14 protein-coding genes are annotated in these 16,718 nt (G+C 32.2%); 13 read left to right on the plus strand and 1 reads right to left on the minus strand.

Annotation, left to right across the window (positions count from 1 at the left end):
• Window positions 1-14: 14 nt before the first annotated feature.
• Together pyk and rlmD are read left to right on the plus strand one after the other, a co-directional pair.
• A complete protein-coding gene (pyk, locus tag CLAU_RS11970) occupies window positions 15-1,772 on the plus strand; it encodes a pyruvate kinase (RefSeq protein WP_013237008.1) in 1,758 nt (585 codons plus the stop codon).
• Window positions 1,773-2,043: 271 nt separating this feature from the next.
• Window positions 2,044-3,474 carry a 23S rRNA (uracil(1939)-C(5))-methyltransferase RlmD gene (gene rlmD, locus CLAU_RS11975; protein ID WP_023162609.1) on the plus strand — a complete coding sequence of 477 codons (1,431 nt, stop codon included), beginning with the start codon at window positions 2,044-2,046 and terminating at the stop codon, window positions 3,472-3,474.
• Window positions 3,475-3,604: 130 nt separating this feature from the next.
• Here the strand turns inward: rlmD and CLAU_RS11980 are convergent, their stop codons facing one another.
• Window positions 3,605-5,392: a sigma-54-dependent transcriptional regulator gene (locus tag CLAU_RS11980; protein WP_023162610.1), complete on the minus strand. Its 1,788-nt coding sequence runs from the start codon at window positions 5,390-5,392 to the stop codon at window positions 3,605-3,607.
• Window positions 5,393-5,653: 261 nt separating this feature from the next.
• Here CLAU_RS11980 and CLAU_RS11985 point away from each other — a divergent pair, with 261 nt between their 5' ends.
• The 11 genes from CLAU_RS11985 to CLAU_RS12035 all read left to right on the plus strand — a co-directional run bounded on the left by CLAU_RS11985 (window position 5,654) and on the right by CLAU_RS12035 (window position 16,653).
• A complete protein-coding gene (locus CLAU_RS11985; protein WP_023162611.1) occupies window positions 5,654-6,925 on the plus strand; it encodes a four-carbon acid sugar kinase family protein in 1,272 nt (423 codons plus the stop codon).
• A 1-nt stretch (window position 6,926) separates the two neighbouring features.
• A complete protein-coding gene (locus tag CLAU_RS11990) occupies window positions 6,927-8,087 on the plus strand; it encodes an iron-containing alcohol dehydrogenase (protein WP_013237065.1) in 1,161 nt (386 codons plus the stop codon).
• Window positions 8,088-8,136: 49 nt separating this feature from the next.
• A complete protein-coding gene (gene dapA, locus CLAU_RS11995) occupies window positions 8,137-9,036 on the plus strand; it encodes a 4-hydroxy-tetrahydrodipicolinate synthase (RefSeq protein ID WP_013237066.1) in 900 nt (299 codons plus the stop codon).
• 23 nt (window positions 9,037-9,059) lie between these two features.
• Window positions 9,060-10,061, plus strand: a complete 1,002-nt coding sequence (pdxA, locus tag CLAU_RS12000; RefSeq protein ID WP_013237067.1) for a 4-hydroxythreonine-4-phosphate dehydrogenase PdxA — start codon at window positions 9,060-9,062, stop codon at window positions 10,059-10,061.
• Window positions 10,062-10,158: 97 nt separating this feature from the next.
• Window positions 10,159-11,109, plus strand: a complete 951-nt coding sequence (locus tag CLAU_RS12005; RefSeq protein ID WP_013237068.1) for a phosphoglycerate dehydrogenase — start codon at window positions 10,159-10,161, stop codon at window positions 11,107-11,109.
• Between the two features lie 35 nt (window positions 11,110-11,144).
• Window positions 11,145-12,458 (plus strand): MFS transporter, encoded by a 1,314-nt coding sequence (locus CLAU_RS12010; protein WP_023162612.1) that lies wholly within the window; start codon window positions 11,145-11,147, stop codon window positions 12,456-12,458.
• Window positions 12,459-12,883: 425 nt separating this feature from the next.
• Window positions 12,884-13,297: an MFS transporter gene (locus CLAU_RS12015; RefSeq protein WP_275507166.1), complete on the plus strand. Its 414-nt coding sequence runs from the start codon at window positions 12,884-12,886 to the stop codon at window positions 13,295-13,297.
• Between the two features lie 135 nt (window positions 13,298-13,432).
• On the plus strand, window positions 13,433-13,693 hold the full coding sequence (locus CLAU_RS12020; protein ID WP_013237071.1) for a YkuS family protein: 261 nt from the start codon (window positions 13,433-13,435) through the stop codon (window positions 13,691-13,693).
• A 265-nt stretch (window positions 13,694-13,958) separates the two neighbouring features.
• Window positions 13,959-14,162, plus strand: a complete 204-nt coding sequence (locus CLAU_RS12025; RefSeq protein ID WP_013237072.1) for a hypothetical protein — start codon at window positions 13,959-13,961, stop codon at window positions 14,160-14,162.
• Between the two features lie 176 nt (window positions 14,163-14,338).
• Window positions 14,339-14,776 (plus strand): M20/M25/M40 family metallo-hydrolase, encoded by a 438-nt coding sequence (locus CLAU_RS12030; protein ID WP_023162614.1) that lies wholly within the window; start codon window positions 14,339-14,341, stop codon window positions 14,774-14,776.
• Window positions 14,777-14,940: 164 nt separating this feature from the next.
• Window positions 14,941-16,653 (plus strand): methyl-accepting chemotaxis protein, encoded by a 1,713-nt coding sequence (locus CLAU_RS12035; protein WP_023162615.1) that lies wholly within the window; start codon window positions 14,941-14,943, stop codon window positions 16,651-16,653.
• Window positions 16,654-16,718: the final 65 nt, after the last annotated feature.

A 16,718-nucleotide genomic window follows, 5' to 3' on the forward strand; every position in this document is an offset into this window, starting at 1 on the left:
AGGAGTGTGTTACTATGCAAAAAACAAAGATGATTTTCACCATTGGCCCTGCAAGTGGTTCAGAAGAGGTTTTGTCAGAGCTTATTGAGGCTGGAATGAACGTATCAAGACATAATTTTTCTCACGGAGATCATGAAGAACATGAGAAGAGAATAAATATGGTAAAAAAACTTAGAGAAAAATACAATAAGCCAATAGCAATAATGCTTGATACAAAGGGACCTGAGATAAGAACGGGTAATTTTAAGGAAGATAAGGCAGAATTGAAAGAAGGGCAGCAGTTTACTGTTTATTGCGGAGAAGATATTTTAGGCGATGAGACTAAATGTTCCATAACTTATGCTGAATTGAGCAATGATGTAAAAAAGGGCGACAGCATACTTATTGATGATGGTCTAGTTGGACTTGAAGTTGAAAGTGTTGAAGCAAATAAAATAAATTGCACAGTTAAAAATAGCGGGGCAGTTGGCAATCATAAAGGTGTAAATGTACCGGGAGTTTCTATATCTATTCCTGCCATAACTGAAAAAGATAAAGATGATTTGAAATTTGGATGTTATATGGAAGTAGATATGGTAGCTGCATCCTTTATAAGAAAAGCAGCTGATGTTATGGCTATAAGAAAAGTACTTGAAGCAAATGGAGGACAAGATATACAGATATTTTCTAAAATAGAAAGTCAAGAAGGCGTTGACAACATAGATGAAATAATAAAATTTTCTGATGGGATAATGGTAGCAAGAGGAGATATGGGAGTAGAAATTCCTATAGAAAAAGTACCAATGATTCAGAAATTTATAATAGAAAAATGTAATAAGGCAGGAAAGCCTGTTATAACTGCTACACAGATGCTTGATTCCATGATAAGAAATCCTAGACCTACACGAGCAGAAGCTTCTGATATAGCTAATGCTATATTTGATGGTACAGATGCTATAATGCTAAGTGGAGAATCTGCTAATGGAAAATATCCTGTGGAAGCTGCTAAAACTATGGCAAGGATAGCTAAGAGAGCAGAGGAGCAAATTAACTATGATTCTTTGCTTGAGAAAAAGAGAGAAGCACATATACAAAATGTACCAAATGCTATAAGCCTTGCTGCATGTACTACAGCTTCGGAATTAAAAGCTTCTGCTATAATAACAGCTACTCAAAGCGGTAATACTGCTAGAATGGTTTCAAAATATAGGCCAGGATGTCATGTTATAGCTGTAACTCCAAGTGGTAAAGTAGCTAGGGGACTTGCTTTAAATTGGGGCGTATTCCCAATACTTGCCAAAAAGGTGGAGTCTACAGATGAAATGATAGACAATTCTGTTGAAATATCTTTGAAAAGTGGATATGTAAAAAAAGGAGACCTGGTAATCATAGCAGCAGGTATACCTGTAAGCTATTCTGGAACTACAAATATGCTTAAAGTTCATATAGTAGGAGATATACTAGCTCAGGGAAGAGGATCAGGGACTAGACCGGGTTATGGAACTGCAAAGATAGTAAGTAGTCCGAAAGAAGCAGATGAAGTAGTTGAAAAGGACGACATTTTAGTAGTTAAAGATTTGGATAAAGGATATATTAATATTTTGGATAGAGTTGCAGGAATCATATCAGAAAAAGGTGGCTTAACCTCTCACCTTGCCATTGAATGTCTTACAAGAGAAATACCTATTATTTGCAATGCAGGAGGTGCCACTGAAATATTAAAGACAGGCACATTTATTACTATGGACGTCATAAGAGGAATAGTATATAACGGCAGAGTAAATATAATGTAGTTATATTTTTAAATATTTATTGAAATTTAACATAACTTTAATGTATAATATAACAATATATGGCTAAAATTATATAACAGAGAAAGTAAGACAACTGATTCTATTTTTTGCACCTTTGCGGGTGCAATTTTTTTTGTTTGTACAAAGTGTTCCTTTAATTGTATACTGTACTTATGGAAATTTTGAATCATAAATTGGACTATGTATTGGTTGTGGTTGAGTTAAGAATTAATAATGAAAAGTTTTAGATTTTGTTTAAGTAGGTGAATATATGAGTGAAAAAATAGAAAAAAATAAAGAATATATAATTGAAATAGATGGCATGGGATACCAGGGAGAGGGAGTTGGAAAGGTAGACGGGTTTACAATTTTTATACAGGGAGCTATTCAGGGAGAAAAGGTAAAGGTAAAAGTCATAAAGGTAAATAAAAATTTTGCTTTTGGAAAATTGCTGGAGGTACTTGAACCGTCTCCTTATAGGGCAAATCCTCTCTGTAGTATATATAAAAGATGCGGTGGATGTCAGCTTCAGCATATGTCCTATGAAGGGCAACTTGATTTCAAAAAAAAGAGGGTAAAAGATTGCTTAGAGAGAATAGGAAAATTTGAAGTAGAGGAACAGGATAGAATATTTAAAGATAATGTTTTAGAGAAAAGCAGTGAAGATACTTCAGTAAAATTGTATAACACTCTAGGTATGACAAATCCCTATAGATATAGAAATAAAGTACAATTGCCAGTAGGTAAATGTAATCAAAAAATAAATATAGGATTTTATGCAAAGGCAAGTCATGAAATAATAGATATGGAAAGCTGCCTCATTCAAGACGAAACTTCAGATAAAATAGTAAAATTTATGAGAGATTGGATTGAAAAGTATAATATAGAACCCTATGATGAAAAAACAGGCAGAGGTACTATAAAACATATAATGACTAGAAAAGGATTTGCTACAGGTGAAATTATGCTGGTAATTGTAACTTTTACTGAAAACTTGCCTCATAAAAAAGAACTTGTAGAACTTATGTGTAAGAACATATCTGGAGTAAAGAGTATAGTACATAATATAAATAATAATAAAACTAATGTGATATTGGGTAAAAAATGTGTAAATCTATGGGGACAGGATACTATAAGGGATGCTATAGGTAATTTTAAATTTAATATATCCCCTCTTTCATTTTTTCAGGTAAATCCTATTCAAACGGAAGTGCTTTACAGTAAAGCATTGGAATATGCAGGCTTAAGTGGGAATGAAGTTGTATTTGATGCTTATTGTGGTACGGGAACTATATCTTTATTTTTATCCCAGAAGTCAAAGAAAGTATATGGTGTGGAAATAATCGATGAAGCCATAAAAAATGCAAGGATAAATGCGGAGCAAAATGGGGTAAATAACGTAGAGTTTATAACGGGAAAGTCTGAGGTAGTGATACCAGAGCTCATAAGCAAAGGAATAAAGGCTGATGTGGTAGTGGTTGATCCCCCAAGAAAGGGATGTGATATGGGGCTCCTTAAGGCAATTGCAGATATGGAACCAAGGACTGTAGTTTATGTGTCCTGTGATCCTGCAACCCTTGCCAGGGATTTAGCAGTGTTGAGAGAGCTCGGATATATGACTAAAGAAGTACAGCCTGTGGATATGTTTGCACAGACTGCTCACGTGGAGTGTGTAGTTAAGCTAATCAAGGTAAATCAATAGATTTGCGTAATTAAATATGAAAATTTGGCTGTTTGCCACCGCGTTTGTTTTCTGGGTGGCAAATTATTTTATATTAGAAATAACAGATTCTAATATGCCCTTTCACAAAAATAGATAGTTTGCAGATCATCTATTTAGATTTAATTAAACGCCACAATGTAGTTCGACTGATTTTGAGACTTTCAGCAGCCTTGGTTTGATTGCCGTTACACACCTCAATTACCTTTAGTGCAATATTTTTGTCAATTTCACTAAGAGGACGAGATAGGTCTAATAGCTTTGCAGAATATTTAGAATTGAAAGAAGTTGAAAAAATAGTTTTCTCTTTACTTAAGACTTCTTTTACCTCATCAGAAGAAATATATTGACCTTTAGTTATTATAGTGAGATTTTGAATAACCCGAGTAAATTGCGTATAGTTATAAGGCCAAGAAAATCCGCAAAGCATCTGTATTGCATCTGGCGTGATTCCTAAAATTTGTTTTCCAGTAGATATATTTAGTTTGTTAAGATATAGTTTTAAAATTGAATCTATGCGCGCTGGATCATCTCTTAATGCTGGTAAAGTGATGATAAAACAGTGCAGGTGATTTATAAATGCCATCATATTTGAATCAAGTGTTCCGCTAGAAGAACTTATACATGAAAGTAAAACTCTATTTCTTTTACAAATTTCCATATCTGTCATGGCAATTAAAAGCTCCTTTTGCTGCTGCTGACTTAAACCATTTACATTTTTTATAAAAATAGTGTTACCAGAATCACATAAAGGTGAATTATGATTATTTAAAATGTAATCCCATATTTTATCACTTAATAGAGTACAATCAATTTCTATAAATGGCTGCTTAACTGCAGGACTGTTTAAATAGATAGCCTTAGCAATTTGCTTTTTTCCTGTACCTTCTTCACCAGAAATCATAACAGGGTAAAAATTTTGATTTACTTGGTCAATGGTGCTGTTAAGTTTATCAATTGAACCAACTATACTATAAGCACTATTGAAATAATCTTTTTCTACTTCTTTACTGCTACTGTAATTGATACCGCATTTGTTGCCAGATAGTGGAGGCTTACTAACAGAAAAATAGAAAGCTATATATTCAAATTCGTCAGAGAGAATTCTCTGTCCTTGAATAGAATAAAGCAGGTTATTTTGACGATGTAAGAAATGACGTTTTCCAGTTGGAAGAACTTCATCTATTTTTTTATGAAGTGTATCTAAAATATCTGTATCATCATCTAAAAGTGTAGAATAAAACAATTTCCCATCATTTGTAAAAACTACTGTTTTGGCATCTCTTCCATGGATAAGTTGTCTTAAAAAGTGATTTTCAGATCTCATATTAGTATAGTTATTACAGTAAAAAACAGAAGTATCAAATGCATCACGAATACTTTCAATTCCCGATGTAATTAAAAATGCATTCATACCAAATTTTCTAGCAGTTGTATAGGTAATCATATCGCAAAGAATAGCATGGTAACCAGTATCTTTTAAATTTTGTAGAATTGAAATATCTTCATCTGCAGAATTTATTGTAAATATGTCAATTTCATATGGTAATAATTCCATTAAAGATAAAAGGCCCTTTGTAATATTTGGGAAACCAACTACTGCGACTTTTTTTGTATCAGCATCTGATAATTTTAAAGTACGTAAAATATCATAAACAGATGTGTTAATTTCAATTACAGGCAGTGAAACTGACTGTTGAAGTAATTTAGCAGTACCGCCTCGTGATATAATAACATCGTAGTTTCCGTGAAAATTATTTTGAGCGATTTCTACTCCTTTTTTTAAATCTCCCACCGTAATTGTCAGATCTATATTGGGATAATCTTTTGAGACCTTAATTAGTAAAGGCTCCATACTGGAATATGGTGCAATGGCTAAAATTCTTATTTTAGATGACATTTTATATCTCTCCTTATAATCATATGTTCAAATATGAAATACTTATGTAACAATATTATAATATTTCATCAATAAATACAATAAGCTTTAATATTGTTTCAAAATTAAACGAAAAATGTGGACGTTTTCATTTAATGGAATTATAAGTTCTGATATTATAAGGGCATAAAGAACACGGCATAATGTCCATGAAATCTTTATTAAATATTTTATTTTTATTAATAGAAATCATTACATTAATTGGAGGAGGCCTTACATTACATGGTTAAACTATTGATAATAGCAGATGATTTTACAGGAGCACTAGATACAGGTGTGCAGTTCACACTTAGTGGTGCTGTAACATATGTGATAGTTGATTCTCAAATCAATTACACTAAAATAGAGTCAAATGTGGAAGTATTAGTAATTGATGCAGAGACTCGCCATCTTGATAAGGCAGAAGCGTATCAAAAAGTATTTTCAATTGTAAGACAAGCAACTGAAATCGGAATTTCATATATTTATAAAAAAACTGATTCTGCTTTGCGTGGAAATATTGGTGCAGAACTTACGGCGGCAATGCTGGCAAGTAAATCAAAACACATTCATTTTATTCCTGCATTTCCGAAAATGGGTCGCACTACTGTAAATGGTGTACATTATATAAATGGAATTCCAGTTGCTCAAAGCATTTTTGGTCAGGACCCCTTTGAGCCGGTTTGTTACTCAGATATAAAAGAAATTATTAATTCTCAGTCTGAGCTTCCAGTTCATATTATGAGCGCAGATATTTCAGAATCATGTGAATCAACAGAAGGAATCATAGTGTATGATTCGAGTTGTGATCAGGATATCAAAAATATTGCTGAAAAGCTTAATAAAAAGGATGAAATGCATCTAATAGCTGGTTGTGCAGGATTAGCGTCTATATTATCACAGATTCTTCAGCTTGGAAGCGAGAGACCGCGAATACCTGAAATAAAACCCAATATGTTTGTAGCATGCGGCAGTGTTAATCCAGTTTCAGTTGCTCAATGCAATGATGCAAAGTGTAAGGGAATACCATATTTTAGACTTACTCCAGAGCAAAAGCTGAACACTGATTGGGCAGAAAACTGTGATGCAGATGAATTTATTCAGAATTTGTATGATTCTAGTGAAAATAATCATATGGTCATTATTGATACAAACGATATGGAAGGCACTGAGAGCACAACTGCTTATGCACAGAAAAAAGGAATTTCAACTGAACAGATGCGTACACATATTATATCTAGCATGGGCAAGATTTTGAAGCGGTTAATTGACAAGGGATGTGATAGTACCATTTTCATTATGGGGGGAGATTCACTCATTGGATTTGCACGTGAGGCTGGTATTAAAGGTATATTTCCTGTATGTGAAATGGATTGTGGAGTTGTGCTGTCACAGCTTAATTATAATGGAAAGATGCTAAATGTAATTTCAAAATCTGGTGGATTTGGTAAAGAAACTATATTTAGCGATTTATCAAAAATGCTTTTAAGATTAAATGAGGGAAGGAAGTTATAAAATGTTAGAAAAATATAATCTAAAAATGCCACATGTTGTATATAGTGGTGAAAATTCATTAGAAAATATAAAAACAATTATTTTAGAAAATAAAGTAAATAAGTTAGCTGTTTTTACAGACAAAGGAATTGAAAGTGCAGGTTTATTAGATTATCCTATGAACTTTGTGAATGCAACAGGAGTTGAAGTAAGTATACTTGATGATCTACCACCTGAACCTACATATAGTCAAGCACAAAAGCTTGTAGATGAATTTAAGGCAAGTAAAGCTGATTTTATTATGGCAGTAGGCGGAGGCAGTGTTATGGATACTGCAAAGCTTGCTAGTATACTTGCAACAGATGATTATGGAGTTCATGAATTATTAGATGAACCTAAATTAGCTAAAAAGTGTATAAAGACTTTGATGATACCTACAACAGCTGGAACTGGAGCTGAAGCTACACCTAATGCAATCGTGGCAGTTCCTGAGAAAGAATTAAAGATAGGTATAGTAAATGAAGAAATGATTGCAGATTATGTTATTTTAGATGCAATTATGATTAAAAAGTTACCTAGAAAAATTGCAGCTGCTACTGGTGTAGATGCATTAGCTCATGCTATTGAGTGCTTTACTGGAAACAAGGCAAATCCTTTCAGTGATATTTTTGCTCTAGAAGCTTTGGATATGATTCTTAATAATATTGTTAAGGCCTGTGATGATGCTGAAGCAATGAGTGCTAAAAATAAAATGCAAATTGCAAGCTTTTACGCAGGAGTTGCAATAACAGCTTCAGGAACAACAGCTGTACATGCTTTAAGTTATCCACTTGGTGGTAAATATCATATTGCTCATGGCGTATCTAATGCGATTCTTTTGGTACCTGTAATGAGATTTAATGAACCAGTGTGTCGCGCAAAATTTGCTGAAGCATATGACAGATGTGTTCATGGAGAAAAAACTTGCACTACTGTGGAAGAAAAAAGTGAATTTATGATTAAACAGTTTGAAAAAATTGTAAAGCATTTGGATATTCCAACGAGTCTATCTACTTTTGACGTACCAGCATCTGATTTGGATATTTTAGTTGATGCAGGAATGCAGGTTACACGTTTACTAGATAATAATATGCGTAAAGTTACCAAAGAAGATGCCTGTGAATTATATAAACAAATTCTTTAAATTAAAGTTTTTATACAAAATTAAGTTTTTATAGAAAGGATGTTTAAAAATGAAACAAGTTGAAATTAAAGGAATTATATCAGCAATGATTACACCAATGAATGAGGATGAATCTATAAATGCTGCTGCACTTAGAGAACAAGTAAATCGCCAAATTGAAAACGGTGTACATGCTATATTCTGTTTTGGTACTAATGGAGAAGGTTATATTTTAAATAAAGAAGAAAAAAAGTTAGTTCTTAAAACTGTAATTGAAGAAACTAATGGACGTGTTCCAGTATATGCAGGTACAGGATGTGTTTCAACTAAAGAAACAATTGAGCAATCAAAAATGGCAATGGATTTAGGAGCCGATGCATTAAGTATAATTACACCTAGCTTTGCAGTAGCCAGCCAAAATGAATTATATGATCATTATAAAACTGTAGCCGAAGCAGTAGATATGCCAATCATATTATATAATATTCCAGCGCGTACTGGTAATGCTTTAGCTCCAGCAACAGTTGGAAAGTTAAGTCAAATTCCTAACATTATTGGTGCAAAAGATTCTTCAGGTAACTTTACAAACATTCTTGGATATATTTCTGCAACTGAAAAAAATAATTTCAGTGTCTTATCTGGAAATGACCAATTAATTCTTTGGGCTTTAAAAGCAGGTGGTGTTGGAGGTATTGCAGGTTGTGCAAATGTATATCCTCATACTATGGCATCAATTTACAATTCTTATATGGAAGGTAATTGGGAAAAAGCTAAAGAATACCAAGATAGCATAGCTAGTTTCCGTGGCTGCTTTAAATATGGAAATCCAAATACAGTTGTTAAAACAGCAGTGTCATTATTAGGATACAATGTTGGTAAATGTCGTGCACCTTTTAATCAATTACCAGAAGAAGGCATTGAAGCTTTAAAGAAAGTGTTAAAGGAAAATGCAGATAAAGGAATGAGATAATTTTAGAGTAAGGAGGAAAAGAGATGCTTAAAAAACTTGTAATTGGTATTACAATGGGTGATGCATCAGGAATTGGTCCTGAAATTATAGTAAAGGCATTAAGTCATAGAAATGTATATGATATTTGTGCACCAGTTGTAATAGGAGATCCAAAGTTTTTAAAAAAAGCAATAGAAATTACTAATTCTGATGTAAGCTTAAATTTAATAAATGATATAAAAGATGCAGAGTTTTCATATGGTAAAATTGACTGCTTTAATATTGATATAATTCCCGAAGATTTAACTATTGGAAAAATGTCACCGGTTGCCGGAGATGCAGCATTTCAATTTGTAAAAAAAGCTGTTGAACTTGCAAAAGAAAATAAAATACAAGCTATTTGTACCGCACCTTTAAACAAGGAAGCAATGCAAAAAGGTGGACATAAATTTGCTGGACATACAGAAATTTTAGCAGAATTAACTAATACAAAAGATTATTCAATGATGTTATCATCACCAAAACTGAAGGTAATTCATCTTACAACACATGTTGGTCTTGTAAAAGCAGTTGAAATGATAAATCCTGAAAGAACTTATAGGGTTATTAAATTAGCTAATGATGTATTAACTAGAGCTGGATACAAGAATCCGAAGATTGCAGTTTCTGGTATAAATCCACATGCTGGTGAAAATGGACTTTTCGGAAATGGTGAGGAAGAAGAAAAATTGATTCCAGGAATAAAAAGAGCTCAAGAAGAAGGTATAGAAGTAAGTGGACCTTATCCACCTGATACAGTATTTTTCCGTGCTGTAAATGGTGACTTTGATATTGTAGTTGCCTGCTATCATGATCAAGGACATATTCCTATAAAAGTTCTTGGAATGTCTGATGGAATAAATGTAACAGTTGGGTTAAATGGAGGAGTTATACGTACGTCTGTTGACCACGGAACTGCCTTTGACATAGCTGGAAAAAATATTGCTGATGAAAAGAGCATGTTAGCTGCAATTAAATCAGCAGTTGAATTAGTACCTAAAAATTAATAATTATACTATCATTATAAAATAATTGAATTTATCAAATTAGTATGTAAATTTGTTCATACTGATTTGGTAAGAAATGAGAGAGGACGTGTAATAAATGAAAGTAATATCTACATCACCTTCATTTGCAAAATATTCAAAAGAACCTATAGAGTATTTAAGTAAAAACGGTATAGAAGTCAGTTATCTGCCAGCAGATATTGCAGAAGACGAATTTATAGAAAAGATACACGATGTTGATGCATTAATAGTGGCTTTTACTCAAATTAATGAAAACGTATTAAAAAATGCGCCAAATTTGAAAATTGTATGTAAACATGGTGTTGGGGTTGACAATATTGATTTAGAAGCAACAAAAAAGAGAAATGTATATGTAACAAATGTTCCGAATGCTAATAAACATGCTGTTGCAGATTTTGCGTTTGGATTAATACTTGCTTCAGCAAGACAAATCCCTCAAGCTAATGATTTGACAAAGAAAGGCGAATGGCCAAGGACTTTTGGAACTGATGTCCATGGAAAAACTTTAGGAATTGTTGGACTTGGAAACATAGGTAAAGAAGTTGCTTTTAGAGCAAAGGGATTCAGTATGAATGTATTTGCATATGATCCTTATCCAGATGAAAAGTTTGCAGCTGAAAATGGAATTACATTTGTAACGATAGATAAATTATTAAAACAAAGTGATTTTGTTTCAATTCATATTCCACTTTTAGATAGCACGAAGAATTTAATTGACTATAAAAAATTGAAGATGATGAAAAAAAGTTCATATTTAGTTAATGCATCAAGGGGGGGGATTGTTGTAGAAGAGGACCTTTATAAAGCATTGAAAGAAGGAGTAATTTCAGGGGCAGCTTTAGATGTATTTACAGAGGAACCCTTAAAATCACACCCATTATTTGAGTTACCTAATTTTATTGCATCACCTCATATTGCGGGCTATACAGCTGGGGCTACTGATGCACTTGGAATGACTTGTGTAGAAAATATTGTAAGCGTATTAGTCAATAAAGAAAAACCTAAATTTATTGTGAACAAACTTTAAGTTCTTTATAAATAGGTTAAATTGGGGGTATAGTTGTGGAAAATAGAAAAAGTACATTGAAAAACAGCATGGGTAGAAGGACAAATATTCGCTGGATTGTTGCTGCTATGATGTGGGCTGCAATTGCAATTAACTATATTGATCGTACAGTACTTTCTACAGGAGCTACTCATATATCTAAAGAATTTAGCTTATCATCTGGAGAAATGGGTATTCTCATGTCTGCATTTTTCTGGTCATATGCATTATTACAAATTCCAGCAGGTTGGGTTGCAGACAGAATTGGTCAAAAAAAGACCCTTGGATTTGCTGTTGGCTGGTGGTCTATAATGACTGCTGTAACGGGTTTAGCAGTAGGATTTAAATCATTGCTAGGATTTCGTGTAGCTTTAGGAGCTGGAGAAGCTGGTGCGTATCCAAGTAATGCAGGAATAACTTCAAAATGGTTTCCTAAAAAGGAAAGAGCTACTGTTTCTGGATTGTTTGATAGTGGCTCCAAATTTGGAGGAGCAATTGCAATGCCATTAATTGCATGGCTTATTGTAACATTTGACTGGAAATTAACCTTTGCTTTTATAGGTTTGTTAGGCGTTATATGGACTATTATATGGTTGTTATTTTTTAAGGAAACTCCTGCGGAACATAAAGGAGTAAATAAGCTTGAGTTAGATTACATAAACCAGGATAACAATGAAAACGTTAAAGCTGAAAATGTTGATTCAAAGAGTTCGATAAAATGGTATCAATTACTGAAATATAAAAATATTTGGGCTATGTGCATAGGATTTTTTATGATAAATTATAATTCATATTTCTTTATTACATGGCTACCTACTTATTTGGTCAAAGAAAGAGGAATGAGTTTACTTAAAATGGGATTTGCGGCGTCACTTCCTTTATTATGTGCTATGGTTGCTGAAATAATAGCAGGTTGGCTATCTGATAAGGTATACTCTAAAAAGTTATTATCACTTACTGCAACGAGAAAGGTATTTTTAATTGTAGGCTTATTAATGGCATCTTGTATTGGAGTAGCAGCGTTTACTAAATCACCAGCTTTAGCAGTTGCATTACTTTGTATTGCTAAGTCGGGTAACACTGTAGCAGCTTCTCAAGTATGGGCACTACCTGGAGATGTTGCACCTAAAAATATGACATCAGTAGTTGCTGGAATGCAAAATACAGTTTCTAATATGGGTGGAGTTGTAGGACCAATTATTACTGGATTTATTGTAGGAGCAACAGGATCATTTGTTCCAGCACTATTGTTCTCAGCTGTTCTAATTGTAATTGCCATTTTTAATTATTTATTCTTATTAGGAAAGGTTGAACGTATTGAAGTACAATAAATAATAATTGATTTATAGTATACTTTAAATAAATAAGCTGTTACGTTAATTAGCGTAACAAAGTTGAAAAAAGATATTGTAAACTAATATTCCAACGGATTTATTCCACGGTGCTTTTGTACCGTGGATTTGTATTCTTACAATAAAAAGATGGTAGGTTGTCCGTTGAATATATCGTAGAAATCGTGCTATAATGTAAACTCTAGAAAGATGTAAATAGCCTTGAGAGAAGAACTCTTAGGGCTTTTATTATACAAAAATTAAGGCTTCAGACTTATGTTCTGAGGCTTTTGTTATTGTTGGAGGAATATTGAGGTCAAGATTTTGCCTATGTCATCAAATATTATAGCTGTAAGATAAGATAAAATTCCTATATAGAAATTTGGAATTATAAGGAATATATACCAGCAACTTTAATAGGTATTATCATCATGATTGTTTCTTCAAAATTGGCAGACAGAGGAAAGTTATCTATGATAGCGTTTTTTTCATTTGCAGGTATATTAGTTGGAGGAGGAAGCCTTTTTTTTAACAATTTTTATATTATACTTTTGGGAACTACTTTTTTCATGGCAGGATATATGAATTTTAGTGCAATACTCCCGGGAAGTGTAACAAAACTTTCTACAAAGGAAATTAGAGGAACTGTTACTGGTATCTATAATACAGTACAATTTATTGGCTCATTTGTGGGTGGAACTTTAACAGGTATATTGTGGGGAATAAATAGTCATTTTCCAGCAGTATTTATTATTATAGTTAGTATAGTAGGATGTATTTTTGTTAGAAAATTAGAAACTATAGACAAACATACATCTACTGATAAAATAAAGTTGTAAAGGAACTTAATGAAAGTGTAGGTAAATTTAAATTATAATACACCATTATGAAACAAACAACTTTTATTAAAATAAACGTGATAAGTATGTATATCCACACCTATGAGTGGAAAAATAAATACGAGGTGATAACATATGAAAAACATTGGTGTGGAAAAAGGATTGTCTAGAATGGCAGATTATCTAAATGCTCAAGGATATTCAGTGCAAATTTTAGGAGAAGATCTTGAGAATAATGTTTCAAAGTGCAAAAATTTAGATGCAATTGTTACAGCAGGATATAATACAGATATGATGGGTTTTAGTGATACTTCTACAAAAGTTCCTGTTATTAATGCTGACGGTTTAACACAAGAAGAAGTAAAGAATATGATTCAGCAGAAAACTACTAGATAATAATATCAGCATTTCTGTTCGTAGAACGTAGAGTATGAGAAATTATAATAGGATTAAGGAGTAAATGCCTTGGTCCTATATTTTATGTGTGGATGTGTAGCATAATGGTAGTTAATGGATCAATTACTAACACTGCTTGCAATCTCTCAATGACTTAAATAAAAGCTATCCATTGTCTTTAATAAGAAAGTTGTAACAAATGATACTGAACTTATAGTTTTTCAGTGATAAACTAATAGTAAATCAATTCTAAGGAGGAAAGAATATGGATATAGTAAGTTTAAAAAGGCAGCATAGTGAAGAAATGAAGAAAGTTACTGAAGCATATGAAAATTATAAATCAAAATATAATACATCTAATAAAATTACAAATAATATTGAAGGGTTTAAACAAGATACAATACAAATTTTTAAGGCCTTATCAGATAGAATAGATAGAGAAGAAAAGGAGTTATATCCATTACTATAGACGTCAAGTTTTATATAGTGTTAAAGAAGATGATAGGGTTGTACATAGAGAAAAATAGAATATTAAAGGCTTAGTTAAATTTTAGTTTGTAAAAATATAGCTAAGCTTTTTTCTGCTGTATATCTAAACACTATAATACAATTAAAAATCTTCCTTTTGCCAAAGAAAATTCAAAGTTGTACAAAGGACCTTCAATTAATTTAGCAATGATTCATGGAGGGGAAGTATATAATAAAGTACCTGATTATTGTAAAATGTCTCTTGATATAAGAACTTTGCCTGAACAAAATATAGATGATATTGTTTTACAAATTAAGAATAAAGTAGATTGTAAAATAATTATTTCAGATACAGGGGATCCAGTAAAAACTGATATAAATTCTCCTTATGTTAAAAAGCTTAAAAATGTAGCTTCACAATTTTTAGATAGAGATTGCATTTTATTTGGACAACATGGCTCTGCAGATACACGTTTTTATTCAAAAGATAACATTCTGGCAGTAGAGTTTGGATCAAGTGGGGTAAACTGTCATGGAAATGATGAATATGTTTTAATAGATACGATTACAAAATATAAAAATATTTTGAAACAGTATGTAAAAACATTTCAGTAGTTTATGCGTTATGTGAAAAATGACAATAGTGAATAAGATTTATATAGTTGAGAAGCATTTACTTAGGTAGGTGCTTCTTATATTGTGCAACACCGGATAATTTGGATTTTATTAGGCATTGTTGTAATATATAGTATATAGGGGAATGAAAGGGGAGATAATATATGACTTTTTTTAAAAATATGAGAGTAAGGATAAAATTAATTTTATGTTTCCTTATTATATCTATATTAATTGTTATTGTTGGAATTATAGGTATAAAATCGTTAGGAGTTGTAAATGCCAATTCTGAAGAAATGTATAATAATAGACTACAAAGTGTGTATATGCTTACAGATATGAAGCAAAATTTGACACAGGCTGAGTCTGATATATTACAGTTGGTATATGTAAAGGATAATTTTAAAAAGGATGACTTAGAAAAAGATATTCAACAAAATAAGGCTGAAAGTGATAAGTATATCTCTAGTTATGAAAAGTTATCCATGAATGACGAAGAAAAGCAAATATGGTCTACATTTAAAAGTCAACTTAGTCAATATAGAACTTTAAGAGAAAACGTTGTCGAATCTGTGAATACGGCAAATAATGATAAAGTAGTAACACAGTATGAACAATTAATAGGATATAAGACGGAAATGTTTAGCAACCTTGAAAAACTTATAAGTATAAATAACGATAGTGCCAAGGCATCTAATGTAGAGAACCACTTAGTATATATAACTTCAAATAGATCTATGATAATATTAATGATAATAGGGGCATTAATTGCAATAGGTCTTGGATTATTTATATCAAGGGATATAAATAATCCACTAATGGAAACATTAGATTTTGCAGAAAATTTATCAAAATTTGATTTAACCCATGAGTATCAAGTTACTAGAAAAGATGAATTTGGTAAAACCAGTGAAGCACTTATAAAAGCCCAGAAGAATATCAAAGAACTTATAAAGGTAATAATGGATAATTCACAGGATATGAGTGCATCTAGTGAAGAACTTTCTTCTACATCAGAAGAATTGTCATCCAAAGTTCAAGAAATAGACAATGCAGTAACAAATATAACAGCTCAAATTGAAGATGCAAGTGCATCATCACAACAAATATCTGCATCTATACAAGAAATAGATTCAAGCATCAATGAGTTATCTGGCAAAGCAATAGAGGGAAGCAATAATGCAAACAATGCAAAAGAAAAGTCCACCAAAGGCAAGAAAGATGGAAAAGAGATTATGGATCAGGTACAAAATTTGTATACGGAAAAGAGAAACAATATGCTGCAGGCAATCGAAGATGGAAAGGTTGTTAAGAATATAAGCGTTATGGCAGATACTATTTCAGGTATTGCAGAGCAGACAAATTTGCTTGCACTAAATGCATCTATAGAGGCAGCTAGGGCAGGAGAGCAGGGAAAAGGCTTTGAGGTAGTTGCACAGGAGGTAGGAAAACTTGCAGAGGAATCCCAAAATGCTGTAGCAAGTATACAGGATACTATTTTAAAGGTTCAGGATGCATCTAAAAAGTTATCTGAAAATGGTAGTGATTTGTTAAAATTCATAAATGAAGAGATATACGGAAAAATTGAACAGCTTAGAGATATAATAGATTACTATAGTGAGGATTCAGATTTTGTAAGTAAGATGTCAGAAGAAATAGCATCTATGTCGGAAGAACTTACTGCTACAGTTGCTCAAGTAAGCGATGCAATTCAAAATGTGGCTTCAACTTCACAGAAATCGAGTGAAAATGCACAAAATATAAAAATTGGTGTTAGTGAAACAACTAAGGCAATAGATCAGGTAGCTTTGAGTGCACAAAGTCAGGCTGAATTTTCACAAAAACTCAGTGAAATGGTACAAAAATTTAAGATTTAGAAGAGGTCATATCTAAGGATTTTTTATGATAAATATGATATAATGATGCTGTTTAGAAATTTTGC

The organism is Clostridium autoethanogenum DSM 10061 (assembly GCF_001484725.1).
GTDB classification, from domain to species: domain Bacteria; phylum Bacillota; class Clostridia; order Clostridiales; family Clostridiaceae; genus Clostridium_B; species Clostridium_B ljungdahlii.

Excerpts from the sequence above, each read along its gene's own strand:
- rlmD (WP_023162609.1), top strand. The coding sequence starts at position 2,044 with ATGAGTGAAAAAATAGAAAAAAATAAAGAATATATAATTGAAATAGAT.
- CLAU_RS11985 (WP_023162611.1), top strand. The coding sequence starts at position 5,654 with ATGGTTAAACTATTGATAATAGCAGATGATTTTACAGGAGCACTAGAT.
- CLAU_RS12020 (WP_013237071.1), top strand. The coding sequence starts at position 13,433 with ATGAAAAACATTGGTGTGGAAAAAGGATTGTCTAGAATGGCAGATTAT.
- CLAU_RS12035 (WP_023162615.1), top strand. The coding sequence starts at position 14,941 with ATGACTTTTTTTAAAAATATGAGAGTAAGGATAAAATTAATTTTATGT.
- pyk (WP_013237008.1), top strand. The coding sequence starts at position 15 with ATGCAAAAAACAAAGATGATTTTCACCATTGGCCCTGCAAGTGGTTCA.
- dapA (WP_013237066.1), top strand. The coding sequence starts at position 8,137 with ATGAAACAAGTTGAAATTAAAGGAATTATATCAGCAATGATTACACCA.
- CLAU_RS11990 (WP_013237065.1), top strand. The coding sequence starts at position 6,927 with ATGTTAGAAAAATATAATCTAAAAATGCCACATGTTGTATATAGTGGT.
- CLAU_RS12025 (WP_013237072.1), top strand. The coding sequence starts at position 13,959 with ATGGATATAGTAAGTTTAAAAAGGCAGCATAGTGAAGAAATGAAGAAA.
- CLAU_RS11980 (WP_023162610.1), bottom strand. The coding sequence starts at position 5,392 with ATGTCATCTAAAATAAGAATTTTAGCCATTGCACCATATTCCAGTATG.
- pdxA (WP_013237067.1), top strand. The coding sequence starts at position 9,060 with ATGCTTAAAAAACTTGTAATTGGTATTACAATGGGTGATGCATCAGGA.
- CLAU_RS12005 (WP_013237068.1), top strand. The coding sequence starts at position 10,159 with ATGAAAGTAATATCTACATCACCTTCATTTGCAAAATATTCAAAAGAA.